This is a genomic window from Dactylosporangium sp. NBC_01737 (genome assembly GCF_035963215.1).
In the GTDB taxonomy this organism is placed as follows: Bacteria; Actinomycetota; Actinomycetes; order Mycobacteriales; family Micromonosporaceae; genus Dactylosporangium.
Map to the genome: position 1 here is coordinate 11463363 of NZ_CP109153.1, position 25986 is coordinate 11489348.

At 72.5% G+C, this 25986-nt stretch carries 24 protein-coding genes and 1 riboswitch; of the genes, 16 read left to right on the plus strand and 8 right to left on the minus strand.

All coding sequences use genetic code 11. The features are described from left to right. Positions 1-25 precede the first annotated feature (25 nt). Positions 26-2125: an MMPL family transporter gene (locus OHA72_RS52825; RefSeq protein WP_327003676.1), complete on the minus strand. Its 2100-nt coding sequence runs from the start codon at positions 2123-2125 to the stop codon at positions 26-28. 135 nt (positions 2126-2260) lie between these two features. Between OHA72_RS52825 and OHA72_RS52830 the strand changes: the two genes are divergently transcribed. Further along, a complete protein-coding gene (locus OHA72_RS52830) occupies positions 2261-4522 on the plus strand; it encodes an exo-beta-d-1,3/1,6-glucosidase (RefSeq protein WP_327003677.1) in 2262 nt (753 codons plus the stop codon). Beyond that, on the plus strand, positions 4519-5034 hold the full coding sequence (locus OHA72_RS52835; RefSeq protein WP_327003678.1) for a GNAT family N-acetyltransferase: 516 nt from the start codon (positions 4519-4521) through the stop codon (positions 5032-5034). Before OHA72_RS52830 ends, OHA72_RS52835 begins: the two co-directional genes overlap by 4 nt. On the opposite strand, the gene OHA72_RS52840 is transcribed toward OHA72_RS52835, so the two are convergent. Both OHA72_RS52840 and OHA72_RS52845 read right to left on the minus strand, forming a co-directional pair. Next, positions 5031-6221 (minus strand): PP2C family protein-serine/threonine phosphatase, encoded by a 1191-nt coding sequence (locus OHA72_RS52840; RefSeq protein WP_327003679.1) that lies wholly within the window; start codon positions 6219-6221, stop codon positions 5031-5033. The two genes, OHA72_RS52835 and OHA72_RS52840, sit on opposite strands and share 4 nt — an antisense overlap. 13 nt (positions 6222-6234) lie before the next feature. Beyond that, positions 6235-7071, minus strand: a complete 837-nt coding sequence (locus OHA72_RS52845) for a CPBP family glutamic-type intramembrane protease (RefSeq protein WP_327003681.1) — start codon at positions 7069-7071, stop codon at positions 6235-6237. A gap of 439 nt (positions 7072-7510) precedes the next feature. Between OHA72_RS52845 and OHA72_RS52850 the strand changes: the two genes are divergently transcribed. Together OHA72_RS52850 and OHA72_RS52855 are read left to right on the plus strand one after the other, a co-directional pair. Then, entirely contained in the window at positions 7511-8416 is a 906-nt protein-coding gene (locus OHA72_RS52850) for a sensor histidine kinase (RefSeq protein WP_327003682.1), read from the plus strand. Between the two features lie 50 nt (positions 8417-8466). After that, the gene (locus tag OHA72_RS52855; protein WP_327011829.1) at positions 8467-9078 is read left to right on the plus strand and encodes a response regulator; all 612 of its coding nucleotides are present in this window, start codon (positions 8467-8469) and stop codon (positions 9076-9078) included. Between the two features lie 33 nt (positions 9079-9111). On the opposite strand, the gene OHA72_RS52860 is transcribed toward OHA72_RS52855, so the two are convergent. Both OHA72_RS52860 and OHA72_RS52865 read right to left on the minus strand, forming a co-directional pair. Beyond that, entirely contained in the window at positions 9112-9270 is a 159-nt protein-coding gene (locus OHA72_RS52860) for a hypothetical protein (RefSeq protein ID WP_327003683.1), read from the minus strand. Positions 9271-9334: 64 nt separating this feature from the next. Then, on the minus strand, positions 9335-11056 hold the full coding sequence (locus OHA72_RS52865; protein WP_327003684.1) for an MOSC domain-containing protein: 1722 nt from the start codon (positions 11054-11056) through the stop codon (positions 9335-9337). 290 nt (positions 11057-11346) lie between these two features. On the opposite strand from OHA72_RS52865, the gene OHA72_RS52870 reads away from it, so the two are divergent. The 5 genes from OHA72_RS52870 to OHA72_RS52890 all read left to right on the plus strand — a co-directional run bounded on the left by OHA72_RS52870 (position 11347) and on the right by OHA72_RS52890 (position 16808). Then, entirely contained in the window at positions 11347-14148 is a 2802-nt protein-coding gene (locus OHA72_RS52870; protein WP_327003685.1) for a ricin-type beta-trefoil lectin domain protein, read from the plus strand. An 89-nt stretch (positions 14149-14237) separates the two neighbouring features. Continuing rightward, positions 14238-15023 carry an SAM-dependent methyltransferase gene (locus OHA72_RS52875; RefSeq protein ID WP_327003686.1) on the plus strand — a complete coding sequence of 262 codons (786 nt, stop codon included), beginning with the start codon at positions 14238-14240 and terminating at the stop codon, positions 15021-15023. A gap of 110 nt (positions 15024-15133) precedes the next feature. Further along, complete coding sequence (locus OHA72_RS52880) at positions 15134-15604, plus strand: hypothetical protein (protein WP_327003687.1); 471 nt, start codon at positions 15134-15136, stop codon at positions 15602-15604. Between the two features lie 68 nt (positions 15605-15672). Continuing rightward, entirely contained in the window at positions 15673-16458 is a 786-nt protein-coding gene (locus OHA72_RS52885; RefSeq protein ID WP_327003688.1) for an OmpA family protein, read from the plus strand. Positions 16459-16511: 53 nt separating this feature from the next. Further along, a complete protein-coding gene (locus OHA72_RS52890; RefSeq protein ID WP_327003689.1) occupies positions 16512-16808 on the plus strand; it encodes a hypothetical protein in 297 nt (98 codons plus the stop codon). Between the two features lie 2 nt (positions 16809-16810). Here the strand turns inward: OHA72_RS52890 and map are convergent, their stop codons facing one another. Beyond that, positions 16811-17599, minus strand: a complete 789-nt coding sequence (gene map, locus OHA72_RS52895; protein WP_327003690.1) for a type I methionyl aminopeptidase — start codon at positions 17597-17599, stop codon at positions 16811-16813. A gap of 65 nt (positions 17600-17664) precedes the next feature. Here map and OHA72_RS52900 point away from each other — a divergent pair, with 65 nt between their 5' ends. Continuing rightward, positions 17665-17967: a helix-turn-helix transcriptional regulator gene (locus OHA72_RS52900; protein ID WP_327003691.1), complete on the plus strand. Its 303-nt coding sequence runs from the start codon at positions 17665-17667 to the stop codon at positions 17965-17967. A 167-nt stretch (positions 17968-18134) separates the two neighbouring features. On the opposite strand, the gene OHA72_RS52905 is transcribed toward OHA72_RS52900, so the two are convergent. Further along, positions 18135-19136 carry a C40 family peptidase gene (locus tag OHA72_RS52905; protein WP_327003692.1) on the minus strand — a complete coding sequence of 334 codons (1002 nt, stop codon included), beginning with the start codon at positions 19134-19136 and terminating at the stop codon, positions 18135-18137. Between the two features lie 8 nt (positions 19137-19144). After that, positions 19145-19294: riboswitch (cyclic di-AMP (ydaO/yuaA leader) on the minus strand. A gap of 141 nt (positions 19295-19435) precedes the next feature. Continuing rightward, positions 19436-19870: a MerR family transcriptional regulator gene (locus OHA72_RS52910; RefSeq protein WP_327003693.1), complete on the minus strand. Its 435-nt coding sequence runs from the start codon at positions 19868-19870 to the stop codon at positions 19436-19438. A gap of 23 nt (positions 19871-19893) precedes the next feature. Here OHA72_RS52910 and OHA72_RS52915 point away from each other — a divergent pair, with 23 nt between their 5' ends. From OHA72_RS52915 to OHA72_RS52940, 6 genes are all read left to right on the plus strand, one after another. After that, positions 19894-21300, plus strand: coding sequence for an MFS transporter (locus OHA72_RS52915; protein ID WP_327003694.1), 1407 nt, complete (start codon positions 19894-19896; stop codon positions 21298-21300). 10 nt (positions 21301-21310) lie between these two features. Continuing rightward, the gene (locus OHA72_RS52920; protein WP_327003695.1) at positions 21311-21715 is read left to right on the plus strand and encodes a VOC family protein; all 405 of its coding nucleotides are present in this window, start codon (positions 21311-21313) and stop codon (positions 21713-21715) included. Positions 21716-21748: 33 nt separating this feature from the next. Continuing rightward, complete coding sequence (locus OHA72_RS52925) at positions 21749-22129, plus strand: VOC family protein (protein WP_327003696.1); 381 nt, start codon at positions 21749-21751, stop codon at positions 22127-22129. A gap of 10 nt (positions 22130-22139) precedes the next feature. Beyond that, positions 22140-22739: a hypothetical protein gene (locus OHA72_RS52930; RefSeq protein ID WP_327003697.1), complete on the plus strand. Its 600-nt coding sequence runs from the start codon at positions 22140-22142 to the stop codon at positions 22737-22739. A gap of 112 nt (positions 22740-22851) precedes the next feature. Continuing rightward, positions 22852-24942 (plus strand): hypothetical protein, encoded by a 2091-nt coding sequence (locus OHA72_RS52935; protein WP_327003698.1) that lies wholly within the window; start codon positions 22852-22854, stop codon positions 24940-24942. Positions 24943-24963: 21 nt separating this feature from the next. Continuing rightward, positions 24964-25878, plus strand: coding sequence for an aminoglycoside phosphotransferase family protein (locus OHA72_RS52940; RefSeq protein WP_327003699.1), 915 nt, complete (start codon positions 24964-24966; stop codon positions 25876-25878). Positions 25879-25986: the final 108 nt, after the last annotated feature.

The following is a 25986-nucleotide window of genomic DNA, read 5'->3' on the forward strand; positions in this document are numbered from 1 at the left end:
CGTACCGCGACGGTCGCCCGATCCTCTAGGCGGCGACCCGGTCCTTCTCCAGGACCGCGGGTCCGGTGGTCCGGCCGAGAGCGCTGGGCCACCACATGCGTTCACCGACGTCGAGGTTCAGCGCGGTGACGAGCACGGAGCGCACGACGATGGTGTCGAGCAGCACACCGAACGCCACCGCGAAGCCGATCTCGGCGAAGGCGGTGAGGGGCAGCGTGGCGAGGACCGCGAACGTGCCCGCGAGGACCAGGCCGGCCGAGGTGATGACACCCCCGGTGGCCGACAGTCCGATCAGGGCGGCGCGGCGGGTGCCGTGCTTGACCGCCTCTTCCCGCACCCGGGTCATCAGGAAGATGTTGTAGTCGATCCCGAGAGCGACCAGGAACACGAAGACGAACAGCGGCAGCGACGAGTCGGTGCCGCCGAAGCCGAAGACGTGGCGGAAGACCAGCGCGCTGATGCCGAGGGCCGCGCCGAAGGACAGCACGACGGTCGCGATGAGGATGACCGGTGCGAGGACCGAGCGCAGCAGCAGGATCAGGATCAGCAGCACCACCGCCAGGACGATCGGGATGATCAGGTTGCGGTCGTGCTTGGCGGCGCGCTGGACGTCGAGGTTGATGGCGGTGGTGCCACCGACCTTCGCGGCGGCGCCGGGCACGGCGTGCACCGCGGCACGGACCCGGTCGACGGTGTTGTAGGCCGCCTGGCTGTCGGCCTGGTCGACGAGTTCGCCGGACATGTACGCGAAGCCGCCCTGGACGGCCGGCTCGCTGATCGACGCGGGGTCGATGCCGGGCACGGCGGCGAAGGCGGCCCTGGTCGCGGCGGCGCCATCGGCGGTGCTGATGACGACGACGGGGCTGCCGGCGGAGCCGGCGCCGTGCCGGGCGAGGACCTCCTCGCCGACGATGGAGTCCTGGGTGTTGCGGAAGGACTCCTTGTTGGTGAGGCCGGTCGCGTCGAGCTGGACGACGCCGATCGCGGCGACGGCGAGGACGAGCGCGGTGGCGACCCACACGCTGCGGGGGCGGCGGGCGATGCGGTCGCCGACGCGGGCCCACAAGCCGGTCGCGGTGGGTTCGGCGGAGCCGACCTTGGGCCGCAGCGGCCAGAAGATCCACCGGCCGCAGATGGTGAGCAGCACCGGCAGCAGGGTGAGCATGACGGCGAGGCCGACCGCGATGCCGATGGCGGCGACCGGGCCGAGGCCCTTGGTGGAGTTGGTCTCGGCGAAGAACAGGCAGAGCATGCCGAGCACGACCGTGGCGGCGCTGGCGATGATCGCCGGTCCGGAGCGGTGCAGCGCCTCGGCCATCGCCTCGTGGCGGTCCTCGTGGCGGCGCAGTTCTTCGCGGTACCGGGCGATGAGCAGCAGTGCGTAGTCGGTGCCGGCGCCGAAGACCAGGACGGTGAGGATGCCGGCGCTCTGCGCGTTGACGACCAGGTCGGCGTGCTTGGCGAGCAGGTAGATGACGGCCTGGGCGGTGATGAGCGCGACCCCGGAGGAGATGACCGGCAGGAGCCACAGCAGGGGGCTACGGTACGTGATGAGCAGGATCACGACCACGACGGCGACGGTGCCGAGCAGGAGGCTGCTGTCGATGCCCTCGAACGCGGCGCTGGAGTCGGCCGCGGTGCCGGCGGGGCCGGTGACGTGCACGGTGAGCCCGTTTGCACCCTGCGTAGCGGTGTCGCGCAGGTGGTCGACGAGGGTGCCGGCCTTGGCCCAGCCGTCGGCGCCGAGGTTGACCGGCACGATGATCTGGGCGGCCTGGCCGTCCTTCGTCGGGATGGGGCCGGCGACGGTGCCGTCGAGCTCGGCGAGGCCGCCGAACGCGGCGGCGTCGGCCTTCATCTTGGTGTCGTCGTCGCCGGTGAGGCCGGAGGTGCGCTCGTAGACGATGATGGCGGGGATGGTGTCCGGCGAGGCGAAGCTCGACTGCACGTCGATGACCTGCACGGACTCGGCGCCGCCGGGCAGCCACGACTTGTTGTCGTTGCGCTCGACGTCGGTCAGCTTGCCGGCCAGCGGGCCGGCGAGGGCCGCGACGGCCAGCCAGAAGATCACGAAGACGTACTTGATCCGGCGGCCCGAGACGGCGCCGGCGACAGACTTCCCCATGCGTCGATGCTCGCATAGGTAGGCGCGCTACGCATTGTGACCCGGGACACGCTCCGTAACGCCCCGAGGCAGGGGGTTCTCCAGAGAGCGCTCTCCCGCGTATCGTTCTCGGCGGACCAGTGTGAAAGGAACTCCGTGCCAGCGCCTCTGCCCTACCTCGACCCATCTCTCGCCGTCGCCGAACGCGTCGCCGACCTGCTCGCCCGCATGACGCTGCCCGAGAAGGTGGGACAGATGCTGCAGCTCAACGCGCGCGACGGCGTCCGCCACCTCGTCGAGGACATGCACGCCGGCTCGATCCTGCACGCCTCGCCGGAGCGGGTCCTGGAGGCGACGGCACTGGTGGAGCGCACCCGCCTGCGGATCCCCCTGCTGGTCGCCGAGGACTGCATCCACGGCCACTCCTTCTGGAGCGGCGCGACGATCTTCCCGACCCAGCTCGGCATGGCCGCGTCCTGGGACCCGGCGCTCGTGGAGCAGGTCGCCCGCGTGACCGCCGTCGAGGTCGCCGCCACCGGCATCCACTGGACCTTCTCCCCCGTCCTGTGCATCGCCCGTGACCTGCGGTGGGGCCGGGTCAGCGAGACGTTCGGCGAGGACCCGTTCCTCATCGGCGAGTTCGCCTCCGCCATGGTCCGCGGCTACCAGGGCGACGGCCTGGGCGACCCGACCGCGATCCTGGCCACCGCGAAACACTTCGCCGGCTACTCCGAGACGCAGGGCGGCCGCGACGCCAGCGAGGCCGACATCTCCCGCCGCAAGCTGCGCGCCTGGTTCCTGCCGCCGTTCGAGCGGGTCGCCCGGGAGGGCTGCCGCACATTCATGCTCGGCTACCAGTCGATGGACGGCGTGCCGATCACCGTCAACAGCTGGCTGCTCGACGAGGTGCTGCGCGGCGAGTGGGGCTACACCGGCACCCTCGTCACCGACTGGGACAACGTCGGGCGGATGGTCTGGGAGCAGCGGGTCCACGTCGACTACGCGTCCGCGTCCGCGGCCGCCGTCAAGGCCGGCAACGACATGGTCATGACCACCCCGGGCTTCTTCGAGGGCGCCCAGGACGCGGTCGCCAAGGGCATCCTCGACGAGGCCGACATCGACCAGGCGGTCCGCCGGGTGCTGACGCTGAAGTTCGAGCTCGGCCTGTTCGAGCAGCCCCGCCACCCCGACCCGGACCGGCAGGCCGCGGTCATCGGCTGCGGTCCGCACGCCGCGGTCAACCTGGAGATCGCCCGCCGCAGCCTGGTCCTGCTGCGCAACGACGGCACCCTGCCGATGGCCGGCGCCGCGAAGACGATCGCCCTGGTCGGGCCCAACGCCGACGACCAGCACACCCAGCTCGGCGACTGGGCCGGCGCCTCCGGGCAGACGGAGTGGCTGCCCGACGGCCACCCGCGCCACCTGACCGAGACCGTCCTGGACGGCCTGCGCGCCGTCGTCCCTGCCGACTGGGCCGTCACGACCGCCCGCGGCGCCGACATCCTCACCGTCGGCCCCGACCCGGAGGGCGAGTTCTTCCCCGACGGCCAGCCCCGCCCGCACGTCGTGCACCCGGCCGCCGCCGACCCGGCGATGATCGCCGAGGCGGTCGCCCTGGCTTCCGAGGCCGACTACGTGGTGGCGGTGGTCGGCGACCACATCGAGCTCGTCGGCGAGGGCAAGTCGACCGCCACCCTGGAGCTCATCGGCGGGCAGATCGCCCTGCTCGACGCGCTCGCCGCCACCGGCACACCCCTCGTGGTCGTCCTGATCAGCTCCAAGCCCCTGGTCCTGCCGCCCTCGGCGCTCAACGCCGCCGCGATCATCTACGCCGCCAACCCCGGCATGCGCGGCGGCCGCGCCATCGCCGAGCTGCTGCTGGGCGTCATCGAGCCCACCGGCCGGCTGCCGATCTCCTTCGCGCAGCACTCCGGCCAGCAGCCCACGTACTACAACCAGGTCCGCGGCCAGCACGGCAGCCGCTACGCCGACCTGACCCAGCGCCCGACGTTCGCGTTCGGGCAGGGCCTGAGCTACACCACGGTCGAATACGACGACCTGCGCATCGAGCAGGCCGAGGTGACCGCCGCGGACACCCTGCGGGCCACCGTCACCCTGCACAACAGCGGCGCCCGACCTGCCCTGGAGACCGTCCAGGTCTACGTCAGCGACACCGTCACCTCCGCGACCTGGGCCGACAAGGAGCTCAAGACCTACACGCAGGTCCACCTGGCACCCGGCGAGCGGCGCACCGTGACCCTCGACCTGCCCGTCGCCGCGTGCACGTTCGTCAACGCCGCCGGTGCACGGGTGGTCGAGCCGGGCGCGTTCGAGCTCCTCGTCGGCTCGTCCTCGCGCGACGAGGACCTGCTGCGCGCCGCGTTCAACGTCAGCCAGCCCGTCCACCCGGCGCTGTGATCCAACCGGACGTCCCGGACACCGACCCGTCGTTCGTGGCGGCGGCGCACCGGATCCTGGCGGACCTCGTCCGTGGGGGCGCCGCGCTCGGCTGGGTCGAGCCGCCGTCGCTGCCCGAGGTCGCCGAGCTGCTCGCGCACGTCGCCGACGCGGCGCGGGCCGGGGACGGTGCGCTGCGGGCCGCGTACGTCGACGGCCGGCTCGCCGGGCTGGGGTACTGGCTGCGCTACGCCCGCCCGACCCACCGCCCGCACGCCGACCTGGAGAAGCTCGCGGTCGCCGCCGACGTCCACGGCCGCGGCATCGGCCGGGCGCTGACGGCGGCGCTGATCGACGACGCCCGGCAGGCCGGGATCGAGGTCCTGACCCTGGACGCCCGCGGCGACAACGGCAACGCGCTGCACCTGTACCGGTCACTGGGCTTCACCGAATACGGCCGGCTGCCCGGCTTCGTCGCCGTCGGCCCGCGCCGCTACGACAAGGTCCTGCTGATGCTGGATCTGCGGATCTAGACGCCCGCCGCCGGGGTCCACGTGAGCAGCAGGGCGGTCGCGTCGTCCTGCAGCTGGTCGCGCTGGTGGGCGAGCAGCGTGCGCACCATGCGGCGCATCGTCTCCGCCGGCCGCAGCTGATCCGCCAGGGCCTTCGTGACGCATTCGACGAGCCGGTCGACGCCGAACTGCTCGCCGTCCTCGGTGCGGGCCTCGATCACGCCGTCGGTGTAGAGCAGCAGGGCGTCGCCCGGCTCCAGGCGCTCCTCGGCGACGAGGGGGATCGGGTCGCCGAGGTAGCCCAGGCCGAGCGGCAGGGCGGTCGGCGCGGTCAGGGTCCGCACCAGCCTGCCGTCGCGCAGCAGCAGCTCCTCCGGGTGCCCGGCGCTGATCTTCCGATAGGTGCCGGTGGTGATGTCCAGCTCGCCGAGGACCGCGGTGACGTAGTCCTCCGGGTGCTGGGCATGCACCCACTTGTCCACCGACCGGTACGTGTCGACCAGGTCCAGTCCGCAGCGGCGGGCGTTGCGGTACGCGCTGATCGCCAGCGACGTCAGCGCGCTCGCCGCGATCCCGTGCCCGACCGCGTCGAAGACCACCACATGCAGCACGCAGTCGTTGATGGCGTAGTCGAACGCGTCTCCGCCGACGTCGTAGCAGGGCTCCAGGATCGCCGCGACCGCCGCGTCGGGGGTCGCGAACGTCAGCGGCGGCAGCTGGTTCCAGATGATCTCGGCGGCGAGCTGCATCGGCAGCCGCCGCCTGGTGCGCTCCAGGGCGTCGCCGTAGGTGCGGCGGGTCGCCACGATCCCGGCGAACGCCGCCGCGAGGGCCCGCAGGTCCCGGACGAACTCCGCGTCGTCGTCGGGCGGGCTGCTCAGGTGTGCGGCCAGGACGCCGAGCCGGTCGGCGCCGCTGATGACCGGCACCCAGATCCGCTCCCCGTCCGGGGTGCCGGCCCGCACCGGCTCGCCGCTGGTGTAGGCCCGGCCGGCGAGGGTGCCGTCGATGCGCACCGGCTCCCCCACGACGCCGTCCTCACCGGCCAGCGGCAGCAGCTCCACCTGCCCGTAGTCGACCAGGAACAACGCGATGTCCAGCGCCCCGAGCCCGGTCGCGACCCGGGACGCCACCGCCGGCAGGTCCTCCGGGCGGGCATGGTGCAGCGCCTCGACCAGGTCGCGGACCGCCTGCATCGCACCCGTCACATCGTCACCCCGGTCAGACCGTCACCTCGGCTGGTGCCCTCACGCCTCCCCGATGGTGCTGCACCATGCCCGAAACACCAAACGCGACGGCGATCACCAGGGCGGTTGTGACGACGCCGGTCTCGCCGGTGGTGTACGTGAACGCCACCGGCACCGACAGCGTCGCGCCCCGCATGACGGCCTCGTTGACGGTGTTGAACGTCTGGTGCATGAGCACCACCGACCAGACGCTGCCGCTGCGGTCGCGCAGCCACGCGTAGACGGCACCGGCCGCGGTCAGCGTCACCAGGAACACCGGGATGATGACCAGCGGGCTGCCCGGGATGCCGGCGAGGTACCCGGTGAGCAGGAACAACGGCAGATGCCACACGCCGTGCAGGAAGCCCACGACCAGCGCGCCACCGCGCGGCAGGCGCTGACGGACCAGCGGCAGCATGTATCCCCGCCAGCCGATCTCCTCGCCGAGCCCGAGGACGACCGTGATCGCAAGGCCGACCACGAAGTCGCCGACGACGTCGGTCTCGGCCATCGCGCCGAGGTCGAAGCCCGCCAGGCCGGCCGCGGCGGCGACCAGATAGCCCACGACCAGGATCGCGGTCGGCAGCAGCATCGCCACCGGCCAGCTGCGCAGGCCCAGGCGGTGCACGCCGAGACTTCGCCAGTGCTCCCGCCGCCGCCCGTCCGGCGTCACGACGAGCAGCATCACCAGCACGGCGACCAGCGGCGAGAACATGCCGAACAGCGCCGCGCCGTCCTCGCTGGGCACGATCAGCGCCAGGACCGTCGACATCGACAGTGCGATGAGGTAGAAACCGGCCGCCTTCTGCGGCGCGGTGAGGTTGGGGAACATGGTGGAATCTCCTCCGTCGGGTGTGCCACCACCATCGGACGGGGGGACCCTCCGGCGCGTCTGGCCACGGACCCGACCTGTCTCTGTCCGCAGACAGAGGCGGCCTCCACCGCGCGGAGGACGAACGGCGCCCGACCCGCGCGTACGGTCATGACCGTGACCCTGCGACCGTCGGCGACGTGGCGCGACGCGCTGCTCGCCGTCGCCGCCGCCGGTGCCGCCTGCCTGGTCCTGCTGCGCACCGACGTGCACGCGGTCGACCCCGCGCTGCGCGATCCCGACGCGTTCGCCACGGCCGTGACCGCCGGCGCCGGCCTGGCGGGATACTGGTGGCGCACCCACCCGGCCCGCTGGTTCGCCGCGACCACGCTCGCCGCGGTCGTCGTCGGCGGGGCCGGGCACTACGCCGGCCTGCTGCCGTGGCTGGCCACGGGGCCCTGTGCGCGGTCGCGGCCCGCCACCCCGCCGCTGGAGCCTGGCCGCGCTGGCGACCGCCTTCGCCGGGTACACCGCGATCAGCGCCGCCGGCATCCCCGACAACGCGGGCGACGCGTTCCTGTCCACGGTCGCGCTGCTCGTCGCGGCGTGGGCCCTGGGCGACGGCGTCCGCCTGCGCCGCGCCCGGGTCGCGGCGGACCTGCACGCGGCCCGCAGCGATGCCCTCGCGGCCCGGCAGGAGGCGGCCCGCGCCACCGGCGAGGAGCGGCTGCGCATCGCCCGGGAGCTGCACGACGTGGTCGCGCACAGCATGTCGCTGATCGCGGTCCATGCCGGCGTCGGCGCGCACCTCATCCACACCAGACCGGACCAGGCCGCGCGCACCCTCGAGGTGATCGCCGACACCAGCCGAGAGGCCCTGGCCCAGACCCGGTCGCTGCTCGGCCTGCTGCGCGACGACGCCTCCGACACCTCCGACACCTCGCAGGCGACGCCGCTGCCGGGCGCCGGCGGGCTGCCCGGGCTCGTCGAGGCCGTGCGCGGCAGCGGGCTCGACGTCACGCTGCACGTCCAGGGCGAACCGCCGGTCGGCGCGCCCGCGGTGGAGCTGGCCACGTACCGCATCGTGCAGGAGTCCCTGACCAACGTGGTGAAGCACGCGCACGCGACGACCGCCGCCGTCCGCGTCGAGCACACCGGCGCCGCCACCACCATCGAGGTCACCGACGACGGCACCGCGGGCGGTGGCGGCGGCTCGGCCGTGCCGGGTCACGGGCTGCGCGGGCTCACCGAACGGGCGGCGCTGCTCGGCGGCCGGTTCACCGCCGGCCCCGCACCGGACGGCGGCTTCCGAGTCCGGGCCACACTGCCCCTGCCTGCGTCGCGCGCCGGGACGGTGCCGTCGTGATCCGGGTCGCGGTCGTCGACGACCAGGCGCTCGTGCGCACCGGGTTCGTCATGCTCCTGGACGCCACCGACGGCATCGAGGTCGTCGGTGAGGCCTCCGACGGCGCCGAGGCCGTCGACGTGGTCCGCCGCACCCGCCCCGACGTGGTCCTGATGGACATCAGGATGCCCCGCGTGGACGGCATCGAGGCGACCCGCCGCATCTGCGCCGACCCCGCCTGCCACGGCGCGCGGGTCCTCGTCCTGACCACGTTCGACCAGGACGACCTGGTCTTCGCCGCGCTGCACGCCGGCGCCAGCGGCTTCCTGCTCAAGGAGACCCGCCCACAGGACCTGCTCCAGGCGATCGAGGTGGTCGCCGCCGGCGACGCGCTCCTCGCGCCCGGCGTGACCCGCCGGCTCATCGCCCGCTTCACCGAGCTCGGCCCCGCACCCGCCCCGCCACCGGCCGTGCCGGACCTCACCGGCCGCGAGCGCGACGTCCTCGCCGCGGTCGCCACCGGCCGGTCCAACCGCGAGATCGGCGAGGACCTGCACATGGGGTACGGCACCGTGAAGACCCACGTGAGCCACCTGCTCACCAAGCTCGGCTGCCGCGACCGCGCCCAGCTGGTCGTCTTCGCCTACGAACACCACATCACCGTCCCCGGCGACCGCCGCTGACCCGTAGCACTACGAGGAGTCCGACTACACCTCCTACGACCACAGCGCCGCCGAGACCGACCACGTCTTCGCCGCCGAGGGCTCCGAGCAGCACCACGCCGCGGAGTGCAACGAGCTCGACGCCCTGCACCAGCAGCTCGACTCGGCGTTCGCGTCGGCCACCGAGATCAACACCGTCTCGGCGTAACCCACCCGCACCACCCCGCCCCTGGCGTGAGGCCGGCCACCGACACGGTGACCGGCCTTCGCCATGCCGTCACAGGTCCAGGACGAGGTCGGTGCGGGGGCGGGCGCAGCAGATGAGGACGGTGCCGTCGGCGGGCGGGTCCAGGGGCTCCGGGTCCGAGTCGATGTCGCCGGACAGCAGGCCGGTCTCGCAGGTGTGGCAGACGCCGGTGCGGCAGGACCAGCGCACCGGCACGCGGCAGGTCTCGGCGAGGTTCAGGACGCTGCCGTCGTCGTCGGACCAGCCCGCGGTGACGCCGCTGCGCGCGAACGTGATCGTCGGACCGGGCCCGGGCCGGGAGCGGGGCGGGCCGGCTGCCGATGGGCGTACACCTGGCGCCAATGTTGCCAGAGCGGTGAACTGCTCCCGGTGGATCTGCGAGACGCCGGCCGCTGTCAGGGCCGCGGTGACGTCGTCCATGAAGCCGGCGGGGCCGCACACGAACGCGACCGCCGGCGGCGGCAGGTCCAGGCCGCGCAGGACGTGGGTGTCGAGGCGGCCGGCGATCGTGTAGTCGGTGCCGGGGCGGTCCTGCGGGCGCGGGTGGCTGTAGCAGATCACCTCCCGGGTCGACGGCAGCCGCGCGAGCAGGGCCCGGACCTCCCCGGCGAACGCGTGGCCGGCGCCGTCGCGGGCGCCGTGCAGCCACCAGACCGGGCGGTCGGCCCGGCGCTCGACGAGGTCGTGCAGCATCGCGAGCAGCGGGGTGGCGCCGATCCCGGCCGAGACGAGCAGCACCGGGTCGCCGGAGCGGTCGAGGGTGAAGGTGCCGCGTGGCGCGGCGGTGTCGAGCAGGACGCCGGGCCGCACATGGTCGCGGAGGTAACCGCTGCCCGCACCGCCCGGCTCGTGTTTGACGCTGATGCGGTACGACGGCCCGGCGGGTGACCCTGACAGCGAGTAGCTGCGCACCAGCCCCGGACCGAGGCGCACGGTGAGGAACTGCCCGGCGGCCGCAGCGGGCAGCGGCGCCCCGTCGGGCGCGGCGAGCCGCAGCGACGTGATGTCGGCGGTCTCCGGGTGCACGCCGGTCACCACCAGCGGCCGGAACCCTGGCCACGCCGGCGGTGCGGCGACGGCGGCGAGCCCCGCATTGCCGGCGTGCTCCTCGGGCTGGTCGAGCAGCGCCCGCAGCGACGCCTTCCAGCCGGGGCTGAGCGCGTCGATCCGCAGCGCCCGCGCGGCCAGGTCGCGGTCGTGGCCGCGCAGGTAGAGCAGCGCGTCGATCTCGGCGACGGTGACCCGCTGCGGGCCGTCGGCGACCTTGACGATGTCGTCGCCGGCGCGGACCTCACCCTCGGTCAGGACCCGCAGGTAGAACCCGGGCCGGTGGTGCGCGACCAGCAGCGCCGGCAGCTGCGGCTCGCCGAGGCGCAGCCCGACCCGGTAGCAGGTGACCCTCGGCTGGGTCACCTCGACGAGCGCTGCCCCGACCCGGAACCGGTCGCCGACGCAGACCTCGTCGTCGGGGAGGCCGTCGACGGTGAAGTTCTCACCGAAGCTCCCGGGCGTCAGGTCGTCCCGGCCGAAGACGCCGCTCCAGTGCCGGTAGGAGTCGAGCTGGTAGACCAGCACGGCCCGCTGCTCACCGCCGTGGCCGGCGAGGTCGCCCTGGCCGTCGCCGTCGAGGTTGAGCCGGCGCAGCATGACCGGCCCGTCGACCGGCGCCTTCCAGACGCCCGTGTGCACGGTGCGCCCCTGCCACGCGACGTCCTTCGGCATGCCCACGTTCACCGACACCAGCGTCGCCACGGTACCGACCGTAGCGGCATCGGTCGGTACCGCCCCACTCACCGGGGGTGACGTACACGGCCGCCCCGCCGCGGCGCGGACAGTGCCGGCGTCCCACCGCTGCACCGCCCGGTGACTTCTGCCTACGGTCAACAAACTTTCGCATTAGCCAGCGAAAGGTATGGACTTGTTGATTGAAACTGCCTAATCTTCCGGCGGGTGGACCAGTCGTCGGCGTCGATCGGCCGCCTGGGCTTCAGCGTCTCCTGACCGCCATCAGGGGGCGTTTCTCCATCCCCTCAGGAGGAAGCATGGGCATCAGGCCTTTGCGCTCGTTCACCATCGCCGCAGTCGCCGCCGCAACCATGGCCGCCATCGGACTCTGGGGCGTGCCCGCCAGCGCGATCCCCGCCCAGGAGCCAGGAGTGACGCTGCGCGTCTACGACGTGCAGACCGCGCTCAGCACGATCTGCACGCTCAAGACGGGCCAGACACCCAACGTCGACAAGCTGATGCCGACGATCAACTGGACCACGCCCGCCGACTTCGGGTTCGACAACCTCTTCGTCAGCCAGGTCCTCGGCAACGTCAACATCGCCACGGCCGGCAGCTACACGTTCCGGCTCAGCAGCGACGACGGGTCACGGCTGGCGATCGACGGTGCGACCGTCATCAACCACGACGGGCTGCACGGCGCCACGCCGCCGAAGGAGGGCACCGTCACCCTCACCACCGGGTACCACGCTTTGCGCATCGACCACTTCGAACGCGACGGCGGGCAGCAGATCACGCTGGAGTGGAAGACGCCCGGCTCGTCGGCGTTCGTGGTCGTGCCCAACTCGGTGCTCAGCACCGACGCCGGCGTCGTGCGGGTGACCGCGCCCGGCCGCAAGGAGTGCGAGGGCGCCGGCGACTCCCCCGGCGACGGGCTGCCGCTGACCTCGGTGCACCCCGGGTTCACGCTGACGAACCTGCGCCCCAACAGCAGCTTCCAGCCGAAGGTCACCGGCATGGACTGGCTGCCCGACGGGCGCCTGGTCATCTGCACCTGGGGCGGCAACGACCAGTCCGGCACGTCGCAGGCCGGCGAGGTGTGGATCCTCGGCAACACCGGCGGGGCGACCTCGCCCGGCAACGTCACGACGAAGCGCATCGGCAGCAACCTCAAGGAGCCGATGGGCCTGAAGGTCGTCAACGGCGTCGTGTACGTGTCGGAGAAGGCGCGGCTGACCCGGCTCGTCGACACCACAGGTGACGAGGTCGCCGACCAGTACCAGACCGTTGCCACCTGGCCGTTCAGCGGCGCGTTCCACGAGTTCGCGTTCGGCCTGCTGTACCGCGACGGCTTCTTCTACCTGAGCCTGTCGGTCCCGATCGACTACGGCGGCGCGAGCACCGTCCCGCAGCCCGCGGCCAACCGTGGCACCTCCGTCAAGGTGAACGCGACGACCGGCGCGGTGGAGTACGTCGCCGGTGGCCTGCGCACGCCGCACGGCATCGGCTGGGGCCCGGAGAACGGGCTGTTCGTCACCGACAACCAGGGCGGCTGGGTGCCCGCGTCGAAGCTGGTGCAGATCAAGCCGGGCCGCTTCTACAACCACTACAACACCCCGGCCGGGCCGTTCGACTACAACGCCGTCACGCCGCCGGTGCTGTACATGCCGCAGAACGAGATCGCCAACTCCCCGAGCACGCCGATCGTCATGCCGACCGGCGTCTACGCGGGGCAGCTGCTCATCGGTGACGTCACCTACGGCGGCCTGCAGCGCGCGTTCCTGGAGAAGGTCAACGGCGAGTACCAGGGTGCGCTCTTCCGGCTCACCCAGGGCCTGGAGGCGGGCGTGTCCGAGGTGAACATCGGCCCCGACGGCGCGGTCTACGTCGGCGGTGTCGGCGCCGGCGGCAACTGGGGCCAGGCCGGCAAGCTCACCTACGGCCTGCAGAAGCTGACCCCGAACGGCACCGCCACCTTCGACATCCTCGCGATGCGCGCCACCGCGGCCGGTTTCGAGATGGAGTACACCCAGCCGCTGTCCGCCGCCACCGCCACGGATCTGGCGTCGAAGTACAAGTTCAAGCAGTGGCGGTACGAGGCGACGTCCGCCTACGGTGGCCCGAAGGTCGAGGAGGAGAACCTGACCGTCACCGCCGCGACCCTGTCCTCGGACGGCAAGAAGGTCTCGCTGACCGTGGCGGGCCGCAAGCCCGGCCGGGTCGTGTACGTGCGCTCGCCGAAGCCGTTCAGCTCGACCAGCGGGCTGTCGCTGTGGAGCACCGAGGCCTGGTACACGCTCAACGCCATCCCCGGCGGCGCCACCGTCGCCAACCTGGCGCTCAACGCACCCGCCACCGCCGACAGCTCCTGCATCGCCGCGGAGAGCCCGGCGAAGGCCGTCAACGGCACCGTCTCCGGCGGTAGCAGCGACAAGTGGTGCTCCAACAGCGCCAGCAAGTGGCTGCAGGTCGACCTGGGCGCCGCGAAGCCCGTGGGCCAGATCGTGGTCCGGCACGCCGGCGCGGGCCGGGAGAACGTGGCGAACACGCTCAACTTCACCCTGCAGACCAGCACGGACGCCACCACGTGGACGACCCGCGCGACGGTCACCGGCAACACCGCGAACATCACCACGCACAACCTGTCGGGGGTGACCGCCAGGTACGTGCGGTTCACCACCACCGATGCGTACGCCCGCGTCTACGAGCTGGAGGTGTACTCGCAGACTGGACCGGTGTCCGGGCCGATCACCGGCATCGCCGGCAAGTGCCTCGACATCGACAACGCGGGCACCGCCGACGGCACGAAGATCCAGCTGTGGACGTGCAACGGCAGCGCCGCGCAGCGGTGGTCGCGGGTCGGCAGCACGTTCCAGGCGCTCGGCAAGTGCCTCGACGTCGACAACGCCGGCACCGCCAACGGCACCAAGGTCCAGCTGTGGACCTGCAACGGCACCGGCTCCCAGGTGTGGACGCCGCAGGCCAACGGCACGATCCTCAACCCGCAGTCCGGCAAGGTCCTCGACGCCGTCGGCGGCGCCTCCGCCGACGGCACCCAGATCCACATCTGGGAGGCCGCCGGGGTGGCCAGCCAGCAGTGGGTGGTTCCGACCGGCTGACCTGCGACGCGCCCGGCGTGGGCCACGGCTGGGGGCCGTGGTCTACGCTGGGCGCACATCACCCATGACGGAAAGGTCCAAGGACGGGCATGCCGTTGAACGAGGAGCTCGACACGACCGTCGCGCACTCCGCGCGACTGTGGAACTATCTGCTGGGCGGCAAGGACAACTTCGCCGTCGACCGTGAGGCGGCCGAGCAGGTCCTTGCCTACATGCCGGAGCTGGTGCAGTCGGCGCGGTTCAACCGGCAGTTCCTCGGCCGGGCCGTGCGGCACCTGGCCGGCGAGGGCGGCATCCGGCAGTTCCTCGACATCGGCACCGGCCTGCCGACGGCGGACAACACGCACGAGGTCGCGCAGTCCGTCGTCCCCTCGTCACGGATCGTCTACGTCGACAACGACCCGATGGTGCTCGTGCACGCCCGGGCCCTGCTGACCAGCCACCCCGACGGTGCCACCGACTACCTCGACGCCACCGTCCGCGACCCGAAGGCGATCCTCGCCGAGGCCGCCCGCACCCTGGACTTCACCCAGCCGGTCGCGATCATGCTGCTGGGCATCATCAACTTCGTGGTCGACGACGACGAGGCCGCCGCCGTCGTCCGCACCCTGGTCGACGCGGTCCCGTCCGGCAGCTACCTGGTCATGTCCCACCCGACCCGCGAGGTCAACGCCGCCGCGGTCGACCGGGCCGTCGAGATGTGGAACAGCAGCGGCGCCGCGCCCATGGCGGTGCGCGACCCGCAGCAGATCGCCGCCTACTTCACCGGCCTCAAGCTGCTCGATCCGGGCGTCGTCACCTGCTCCCAGTGGCGCCCCGACGGCAACGACACCACCCCCGCCTCCGAGTTCGCGGGCGTGGGCCGCAAGCCGTAACCGGATGCCATAGAGTCCGGCCTGTGCCACGGGGACTCGCACCGCTCGCGCTTGTAATTCTGTTCGCCGCCGGCTGCGCGCGACCCGGCACCGCCGACTCGGCGGACCAGGTGACGCCGCCGGCGCCGGCGGCCACACCGAGCCGCTTCGTCGCCGCCTGCGCCGATCCTGCCGCGTCGCCGGCGCCCGGGTCGGCCGCGCCGCCTGCCGCCACGCCGAATCCTTCGGATCCTGAGGAGCGGTTCCGGCAGAACAAGGCGTTCCGCAACCGCAACCCGCTGCCGCCGCAGGCCGTGGCGGCCGTCCAGCCGTGCGTGGAGAAGGTCAGGGCCGGGCTGGACCGGCTACGCGCGGAGGGCCGCTTCGACGGGCCGTCGATCGAGCGGGTGCTGACCGACGCCGGTCTGGTCGACGTGGAGAGCCGCAAGCCCGGCCGCCTGGACACCGCCGGCGGTGGCGGCCTGCTGTTCTGCGGCAACTCCGGGTTCGGGTACGTCTTCGGCGAGCATGGCCGGACCCTCACCAGCGTCGAGGCGGGCGGCGGGATCGCCGACGGCGGCTGCCTGCCGGCACCGGACTGAGTCCCCCGAAGGTGTCGGCTACCCGCCGGTCGCGAGCGGCACCGTGGCCGGAAACCTACGCTCCCGCCATGAGACGTGTGCGGAGTCACGCCGGCGCCTGGTTGCCGGTCATGGTCGTCGGCGTGCTGCTGCTCACCGGCTGCGGCGGCTCGGACAAGCCGGCCGCGAGCCCGGGGGCCGCCGCCCCGTCCGCCTCCGACGCCGCCACCGAGGCACCCGCGGAGGAGCCGCCCGTGTCGCTGCCGCCGGGCGCCCAGCCGGGCCTGGACGACTACGACGGTGACGGGCAGAAGGACCCGACCTGCTCCACCCAGGACTTCGGCGCCGGTCTCGTCCTGCGCATCCCGTGCCAGATCGGCAACGCGCACGACCCGGAGAACGACACCCGCCTCGTGAAGGACTCCCTGTACCGGCTGCCCGGCCCCGACGTCGACCTCACCGGCGTGTCCGGCTCGGTCCTGGAGGCCCGCGACCCCAACGGCGGGCACGTCTACATCGTCACGTTCAACAGCGACGCCCTGTTCGCCACCGGCAGCGCCGACGTCGGCAGCGCCGACACCCTCGACAACACCATCAAGGTCATCAACAAGCTGTACCCGAACGGCACCATCCAGGTCCGCGGCCACACCGACGCCACCGGATCGGCGGCGAACAACCAGGCCCTGTCGCAGCGCCGGGCGGAGACCATCCGCGCGTACCTGACCGGGCACGGGGTCGTCGCCGCCTCCGTCACCGCGGTCGGGCTCGGCAGCACCCAGCCCCTCGTCGAGGAGAAGAACGCCGACGGCTCGGCGAGCGTCGCCGGCCGCGCCTTCAACCGCCGCGTCGAACTGGTCATCCGCCTGCCGAAGTGACCCGGCTCCGGTGCCGCCGACGCGCTCGCCGGCGCGCGCCCGGCTTCGAGCGCGTGCGCCGCACATTTCGCAGGAGCGTAGCGCGCCTCCGGGCCGAGCGGGCCGCCGGCGGCACCGTCGAGCACCGCGTCGGGTTGGGCTCCAGCAGCCCGGGGCTCGCCATCCCCAGGTGCACCGCGTCCCGCCCGACGACCAGCCCACCATCCGCGTCGAGGCAGACCGCCGAAGGCATCAGCGGCGACCCGTCGAACAGCAGTGGCCGCGGCTCCCGCCCGTCGACCGCCAGCACCGCCACCGTCGTCGACGTCCCGAAGTCGACACCCAACCGCGTCACGCCACTACGGTACTGACCTCACGGCTGCGCCTGCTCCGGCACCGGCAGGGTGAAGATCTCGACGCCGTCGTCGGTGATGGCGATCGTGTGCTCGCTGTGCGCCGTCCGGCAGCCCGTCGCGCTGCGCAGCGTCCAGCCGTCGGCGTCGGTGACGAGCTTGGCCGTGTCCGCCATGATCCACGGCTCCAACGCCAGCAGCAGCCCGGGGCGCAGCGTGTACCCGCGACCGGGCCGTCCCGTGTTCGCGACGTGCGGGTCCTGGTGCATCGTCGATCCGACGCCGTGCCCGCCGAACTCGGTGTTGATCGGATACCCCGCCGCGCTGAGCACCGAGCCGATGGCGTGGGAGATGTCCCCGATGCGGACTCCGGGCCCGGCCGCGGCGATCCCCGCGCGCAGCGCCCGCTCGGTCACGTCGATCATCGCCACGCTCTCCGCGGGCCTGGCGTCGCCGACGATGAAGCTGATCGCGGAGTCGGCGACGAAACCGCCCACGGAGACGGCGAGGTCGAGCGACAGCAGGTCACCGTCGGCGAGCGTGTAGTCGTGCGGCCGCCCGTGCAGCACGGCGTCGTTCACCGACGTGCAGATGTAGTGGCCGAACGGCCCGCGCCCGAAGGACGGCTCGTAGTCGACGTAGCAGGACTTCGCCCCCGCCTCGGTGATCATGCTGTGTGCCCACGCGTCGATGTCCAGCAGGTTCACGCCGACCGCGCTGCGACGCTTCAGTGTCTGCAGCATCTCGGCGACCAGGGCGCCGGCGTCCTTCGCTCGCAGCAGGTCGGCAGGGTTCAAGATCTCGATCATGCAGCGTCTTCCTCGCGCACCAATAAGTATCCCGGCCATATTATCCCGGTATTAGAATCGGAGCCATGGTCAGGTTGCCGCTCACCCCCGCAGAGGTCGCACGCGGAGAGCGCCTCGGCGCCCTCCTGCGCCGCGCCAGGGGGCCGAGATCGATGCTCAACACCGCGCTGGACGCGGGCGTCTCACCGGAGACCCTCCGGAAGATCGAGTCCGGCCGCGTCGCCACCCCCGCGTTCCCGACCATCGCCGCGATCGCCGACGTCCTCGGCCTGTCCCTCGACGCGGTGTGGTCCGAGATCAACCAGTCGGACGGCGAGGCCGGACTCGCAGGATCGACCCGCACCGCACCCGAGCGACTGGCCTCGTAGCCCGGCGCGCGGGTTTCACGGTCAGCGACCGGCACCGGCAGCTACGTGACGCAGCGTCCTTGATGCTGGGGGCTCGCGGTCACCGACAACGGCACAATGTGACGGCCCACCGGCGGCGCTGCGGGGGGCGCAGGCGGCCGGTGGGCCGGTGCAGGTCCTGCCGGACGTCAGGACACCCGGCCGTAGCCGTACAGGGTGTCGATGTCGACCGGGGCGACCTTCACCACGGTGCGGCTGTTGGGGGCGTGGATGATCTGGTTGTTGCCGATGTAGATGCCCACATGCCCGAGGCCGTTGTAGAACACCAGGTCGCCCGGGGCGAGCTGGCTGCGGGAGATGTGGCGGACCTTCTGCCACTGCTGCGCGGCGTTGTGCGGCAGGGACACCCCGGCCGCCTTCCACGCCATCATGGTCAGCCCGGAGCAGTCGAACGTGTTCGGTCCGGCGGCGCCCCACACGTACTTCTTCCCGAGCTGCGCCCACGCGTAGCTGACCGCCTTGCCGGCCGTGCCGGAGACCGCCGGCGGCTTGCCGGGTGCCGGGGGCGCCGCGGTGGTGGTCGTCTTGGCCTTCGCCGCCGCGGCTGCGGCAGCGGCGGCCGCTTCGGCCTTGCGCTGCAGGTCGTCGAGGCGGGCGATGTCGCCCTCGATCTTCTTGCGGCGGGTCTCCAGCTCGATCTTCTGCTGGCTCTGCGCGGCACGGGTCTCGTTGAGCCGTTGCTGCTCGGCGTTGAAGGCGTCCTTCGCCGCGGTGTACGCGGCCAGGTCGCGCTGCTGGCTGTGGGAGATCTGCTGGAGGGTGCCGACGCGGTCGGTGAAGGCACCCGAGGAGCTCGCGCCGAGCATGAGCGACCAGGTGCCGAGGTGGCCACCGGTCTTGTAGGCGTTCACCGCGAGCGTGTCGGCGGTGACCTGGGCGGCCTCCATGGTCGCCTGCAGCGGTGCCAGGTCGGCCTGCAGCTTGGTGATCGCCGCCTGGGTGGCCTCGAGGTCGCCGTTGACCTTGTTGTACTGCTCGACGATGTGCTCGACCTCGTTGTTGCCCTTGTCGATCTGGGCCTGGAGCTCCTCCGGCGTCGGATCCGCGTGCGCGGCGCAGGCCGGAGCGATCAGCGCCGACACCGCCAGCGCGACGACCGCGGCACGCAGCGTCGTGCGTCCGTTGAACACGGCACAGTCCTTCTTCCTTTGACCGCCTACCGGGTTAGCTGACGGATTCGGGCGAGAAGAAGGCGCGCCCTACCGCGCCGCGGCGCGGATTCACCCCATGGGAAACCTGGTGGTTCCCCGGCTCATCGACCGTCGCCCGTATGCAGCGACGCGCGGCCGACGACTCGGCGGCGGCTGCCCGGCCACCCCGGCGGGGCGGGCGACATCCGGCAGCCAGGCCAAACGTAGCGGCCGCACAGACCGCCGGGCCTCGATCTAAGCCACACTTAACGAAGACTTGGCGAGGAGCTGCAGATCATCTACGGGGTGCCGGTCAGGCGGCTGGGCGCCCAGAGCTGATCGGCGTCGCCCGCGGCGATCCGCCCGCGGTACACGTCGATCTTGTGGTCGATGAGCTTGAGGTTCTCCTGGATCTCCGCGAGCCGGGCGTGCACGTCGGCGCGGTGCGACTCCATGAGCGCGAGCCGCTCCTCCTCGTTGCCGGGTCCGGCGGCCACCAGCTCGGCGTAGCGCCGGATGAACCGGATCGGCATGCCGGTGGCGCGCAGCTTCGTGCACACCACGATCCACTTGAGATCGAGGTCGTGATACCGGCGCTGGCCGCCGCCCGTGCGGTCGACCGGGGTGACGACCAGGCCGGCCCGCTCGTAGTAGCGCAAGGTGTGCACGCTCACCCCGGTGCGGCGGGCGGCCTCGGCGATGCTGAGGCCGGGCTGCGGTTTGACTTCGAGCACGCTCTAGATTTTAGCGTCGCGTGATGAGCGACATGACGCACGCGGACCGGCGGCGCCGGATGCTGGTGCTCGCGGTGTGCTGCACCAGCATGGTGGTGGTCGTGATGGACATCTCCATCGTCAACGTGGCGCTGCCGGCGATCGGCCGCGACCTGCACTCCCCGGTGTCCGGCCTGCAGTGGACCGTCGACGCGTACACCCTGGTGCTGAGCAGCTTCCTGGTGATGGCCGGGTCGCTCGCGGACCGGGTCGGCCGGCGGCGGGTCTTCCGGCTGGGGCTGATCGCCTTCGGGCTGGGCTCCCTGGCGTGCAGCCTCGCGCCCGGCATCGGCTGGCTGATCGGCGCGCGAGCGCTGCAGGCGGCCGGCGGCACCATGCTCAACCCGGTCGCCATGGCGATCATCGCCACCGCGTTCCCGGACCGCGGCGAGCGGGCCCGCGCCATCGGCGTGTTCGGCGCGGTCTCCGGCCTGGCGCTGGGGCTGGGTCCGGTGCTCGGCGGCGCCCTGGTCGACGGGTTCGGCTGGCGCTGGATCTTCTGGGTCAACGTGCCCGTCGTCATCGTCGCGCTCCTGGGTACGGCGCTGTTCGTGCCCGAGTCCCGCGCCGCCCGCCCCCGGCGCTTCGACCCGGTGGGCCAGGCGCTGGTGTTCCTGGTCCTGGGCAGCGCCGTCGCCGCGATCATCCAGTCCGGCGAGCTCGGCTGGACCTCCCCGGCCGTCGTGGCCCTGCTCGCCATCGCGGTCGCGGCCGTGCTGGGCATCCTGTGGTTCGAGCCGCGCCGCGCCGACCCGCTGCTGGACCTGCACCTGTTCCGCAGCCTGCCGTTCAGCGCGGCCATCCTCACGGCGCTGCTGGCCCTGTCCGGCTTCGGCGCGTTCCTGTTCGTGACCACCCTGTACCTGCAGGAGGTCCGCGGCCTGTCCCCGCTGCGGGCGGGCCTGTGCCTGCTCCCGGTCGGCGCGCTGATCATCGTGCTGTCCCCGCTCGCCGGCCGGATGGTCGCCGGCCGCGGCCCCCGGCGCCCCCTGCTGATCTCCGGCGTGGCCCTGGCGCTGGGCGGCGCCGCGTCGCTGCGGCTGGGACCGGCCACGCCGATGCCCGTCGTGCTCGCCGTCTTCCTCCTGTACGGCGTCGCCCAAGGCACCGTCAACCCACCCATCAGCAACTCGGCGGTCTCCGGGATGCCGGCCTCGATGGCCGGCCTGGCGGCCTCCCTCGCGTCCGCCGGCCGGCAGACCGGCATCACGCTGGGCGTCGCCGTCTCCGGCACGATGGTCGGCGCCGCCGTCACCCACGGCCAAGCGGCGTTCACGACCGCCGAGCACCGGGTGTGGTGGCTGGTGATCGCGCTCGGCGCCGGCATCACCGCCCTGGCCCTGCTCAGCACGGGCCGCGTGGCGGTACGCCATCCGCCCGGCCGGCACTGACCTGCCGGGTATGCGGATGTTGCATCTCGGGTTGCGGGTCACCGACCTGGAGCGCTCGCTCGCCTTCTACACCGCGGTCGGATACGCGAAGATCGGCACCGCCCCCGAGACGGGGTTCGGCAGCCTGACCATGCTGCAGCTGCCCGGCGACCTGTTCGTAAGCCTCGAGCTCGTGCACGACCCCGCCAGGCCGGTGACCGACATCAGCGCCGTCAACCACCTCGTCATCCAGGTGGACGACAAGAGCGCCACCATCGCCGGGCTGGCCACCAGGGGCGTCGAGGCCGAGCCGCCGGCGGACCTGGGGCCGGGCATGCGCTCGTCGTGGCTCACCGACCCCGGCGGCTACCGGATCGAGCTCGTGCAGTGGCCACCCGGTCATCCGGCCGGCATGACGGCGGCCGACCTGGGCTGACCGGCCTCCGGCACGGGCGGTTACGGTGATCGGATGGCATGCCGCATCACCGAACTGGTCCTGGACGCCCGCGATCCCGACCTGCTGGCGCGGTTCTGGTGCGAGGTGCTGGGCTATGTCGAGCTGCAGCGCATCGGCGCGGACATCGAGATCGGGCCACCCGGCGCCGGCTTCGGCGGCCCGCTGCCCACCATCGTGCTCAACCAGACCGACGAGCCCAAGACCGGCAAGCTGCGGCTGCACATCGACGTGAACGCCACCGACCGGGACCAGGACGAGGAGCTGGAGCGGCTCCTCGCGGCCGGCGCCCGGCGCGCCGACATCGGGCAGACCGGCGAGGAGTCCTGGCACGTCCTCGCCGACCCCGAAGGCAACGAGTTCTGCCTGCTGCGCCGACGGGTACCGGCCGTGTAGGCGGCGCCGGATGACGGACAGGACCGACCTCATCCAGGCTCCGGACTGGACCGTCACGCTGGTCTGTGGCGCGTCCGGCGTCGGCAAGTCGCGCATCGCGGTCGCGCTGGCCCGGCGGTACGGCGTACCGCTGAGCGAGGTCGACGACATCGTCACCGCGGTCAAGGCGTTGACCACGCCCGATCAGCTGCCGGCGCTGCATCTGTGGGACACGAGCGTGGCGGCCCGGGACTGGACGCCGGCGCGCATCGTCGGGCACACGGTCGCGGTGGCCGAGGCGTTGCGGCCCGGGATCGAGGCGGTCATCGCCGATCACGTCGGGTCGGCGGCGCCGGTCGTCATGGAGGGCGACTACCTGCTGCCCGAGTTCGCGGCCGGGTTCGGTGACGCCGTCAGGGCGGTGGTGATCTCCGAGCCGGACGAGGACCAGATCGTCGCGAACTATCTGTCCCGCGGGCCGGGCGCGGCAGCGCAACGGTCCCGGGCCGTGGTCAGCGCACGCTTCGATGCCGAGCTGCTGCTGCGGGCCGCCCGGGCCGGTGTCCCGGTGGTCGCCGCGCGGCCCTGGCCGGGAAACGTCGAGCGGGTCGACGCGGCGCTGCGACGCTGACCGTCACCGCGGGCGGACGCCGAACCAGAAAAGTCGAAAAATTCTCGCCTCCTGTTGACAGTCATCGGGGTCTATCAGACGCTGATCTGACTTCACACCGGCCCGCCGGATCGTGCGTTCCGGCACGCTTGAATGGGGCACCGCCATCATGTCCCTGTCGCTGCGCCACCCTGCCCGACTGACCTCCCTCACGTTCGGCGTCCTCCTCTCCCTCGTCGCGACCACGGTCGTCGCCGTGCCGGCCGCCTCCGCCGCGGCGATCACCGCCAACCCCGACGCGCTGGACGGCACCTGTGCCTCGCTGCGGGTCTACAACGGCTCCAGCTCCGTCGGTTACGTGAACCGCAGCGGGGCCGGCTACGGCTTCACGTCCTCGGCCTCCGGTGCCATGTCGTTCCGGTTGGAGGCCACCCAGCTCGGCCGTTACGAGGTGTTCGGCTCCGACGGCAAGCCCGCGTACCAGAGCGTCGTCGGCTTCATCATGGCCGGGGACTCCTACGGCGACCGGGCCGACTTCACCGTGACCAAGGTCGGCGACCGGTACCGGTTCACCGCGACGGCCACCGGCCAGGTCATGGGCTCGTTCCTGTGGAGCCTCGGCGCGGCCGGCTCCGCCTACACCGTGGCCCTCGCCACCGCGACGGGGTGCTACACCCCGCCCGACATCGACCCGGGCGTCACCGGGACCGCCGCACCGGGCGTCGACGGCAGCGGCAAGCTCGTCGGGACGATCGACGCACACGCCCACATCACCGCCGCCGCCGCGTTCGGCGGTCAGATGCACTGCGGCGAGGCATGGGCGTCCGGCGGCGTGCAGGTGGCGCTCGCCGGCTGCGACACGCACCGCAGCCTCAACGTGGGCGCGCTGTTCGAGGCAATCGTCGGCGGCACCGACGCGGTGAACTCACCGGAGGACGGCTGGCCGACGTTCGGCGACTGGCCGCAGCACAACTCGCTGCTGCACGAACAGTCCTACTACCGGGGCATCGAGCGGTCCTGGCGGGCCGGGCAGCGGGTGCTCAACGCGCTGCTGGTCGCGAACCGCGCCATCTGCGAGCTGTTCCCTTACCGCGACACCTCCTGCGACGAGATGGACCAGATCCGGGTCCAGTCCCGCTACCTGTACTCGATGCAGGACTACATCGACGCGCAGAACGGCGGCGCCGGCAAGGGCTGGTTCCGCATCGCCACCACCCCGGCGCAGGTGCGCAGCATCGCCGCGCAGGGCAAGCTGGCCGTGACGATCGGCGTGGAGAACTCGGAGATCTTCGGCTGCCGCGAGGTCAACGACGTCCCGCAGTGCACCACCGCCCAGATCGACGCCGGCCTCAACGAGCTGCAGTCCCTCGGCGTCTCCGGCCTGTACCCGATCCACAAGTTCGACAACGCCTTCGGTGGCACCCGGTTCGACGCGGGCCTCAGCGGGGCGTTCGTCAACCTGGGCAACCTGCTGTCCACCGGGCACTGGTGGACCGCCACCAGCTGCACCGGCCCGTCCGACAACGAGCAGCCGCTCGTCAACGACGACCTCGTCAAGCTGCTGGCCTTCGGCGTCGTCGGCCTGCCGCCCGGCACGGTCCTGCCGGTCTACCCCAGCGGCAAGATCTGCAACACCCGCGGCCTGACCAGCCTCGGCCGCTACCTCATCCAGGCGATGATGAACCGCGGCATGATCATCCACGTCGACCACATGAGCGTGAAGACCGCGCAGGCCGTGCTGGACATGGCCGAGGCGGCGCACTACCCGGGCGTGACGTCGGTGCACAGCTGGTCCGACCCGACGATGATCGACCGGATGCTCGCGCTCGGCGGGTTCGTGGCCACCTACGCGAACTCGGTGCCGGAGTTCCTCAGCGAGTGGCGCGCCAACCGCGCCGCGCCGCACGGCAACGCCATCGTCGGCTACGGCTACGGCACCGACGTCAACGGCCTCGGCGACCAGGCGAACCCGCGCCCGAACGCCGCCGCCAACCCACTGGTCTACCCGTTCACCGCGCCGAACGGCACCACGGTGACCAGGCAGGTCTTCGGGTCGCGCACCTTCGACGTCAACACCGACGGCGCCGCGCAGTACGGCCTGTTCGCCGACTGGACCACCGACCTCATCAAGCAGGCAGGCAGCGACAGCCCGCTGCTGCGACAGCAGCTCCTGGCGGGCGCCGAGGCCTACGTCCGGATGTGGGAGCAGGCGATCGCCTGGTAGGCGGCACTACTGTTGCTCCGCATGACCCATGCCGAGTTCGAGATCACGGCGGAGCTGGTCGGGGAGCTGGTCCGCGACCAGCACCCCGACCTCGCCGACCGCCCGGTGCGGCTGGGCGCGCGCGGCTGGGACAACCAGCTGTGGCGGCTCGGTGACGACCTCGCCGTCCGGCTGCCCTGGGCGACCGGGTCCGCGGACGCGCTGCTGCGCAAGGAGCACGCCTGGCTGCCCACGCTCGCCCCGCACCTCCCGCTGCCGGTCCCCGTCCCGCAGCGGCTCGGCGAGCCGTCCGCACGGTTCCCCCGGCCGTGGCTCATCACCACCTGGGTGCCCGGCGCACCCGCCGACCAGACCCCCGTCACGCGGGCCGCCGACGCGGCCACATCCCTGGCCACGTTCCTGACGGCGCTGCACCGGCCCGCCCCCGACGGCGCACCCACCGGCCGGGACCGCGGCGGGCCGCTGGCCGACCGCGCCGGCCAGTTCGCCAGAGGACTCACCGCCGCCACCGAACTGGGCCTGATCCCCGACCCGGACGCGGTCCGCACCGTCTGGCACGACGCGGTCACCGCGCCGCCGTGGGCCGGCCCGCCGCTCTGGCTGCACGCCGACCTGCACCCCGCCAACGTCCTCACCGCCGACGGCACCATCTGCGGCGTGATCGACTTCGGTGACCTGTGCGCCGGCGACCCGGCGTACGACCTCGCCGCCGCATGGCTCCTGCTGCCGGACGACACCATCGAGCACTTCTACGCCGCCTACCGGCCGGCCCCTGACACGGCCACCATGCGCCGCGCCCGCGGCTGCGCCATGGCCCGCGCCCTCAGCGGCATCCTCATCGGCGACGCCGGCGTCCACGGCCGCCCCGGCGGCAAACCCACCTGGGGCCCGCCCGCCCACGCCGCCCTGCACCGCCTCGTCGCCACCATCGGCTGACCCGGACCGGGTCACGCTCGGCGAGCTGCCGGCGGTCCATGCCCGCGACGACGCCGGCACGCTGGCCGGCAAGACGGTCATCGTGCTCCGACGCGGTCCGGCAGACTG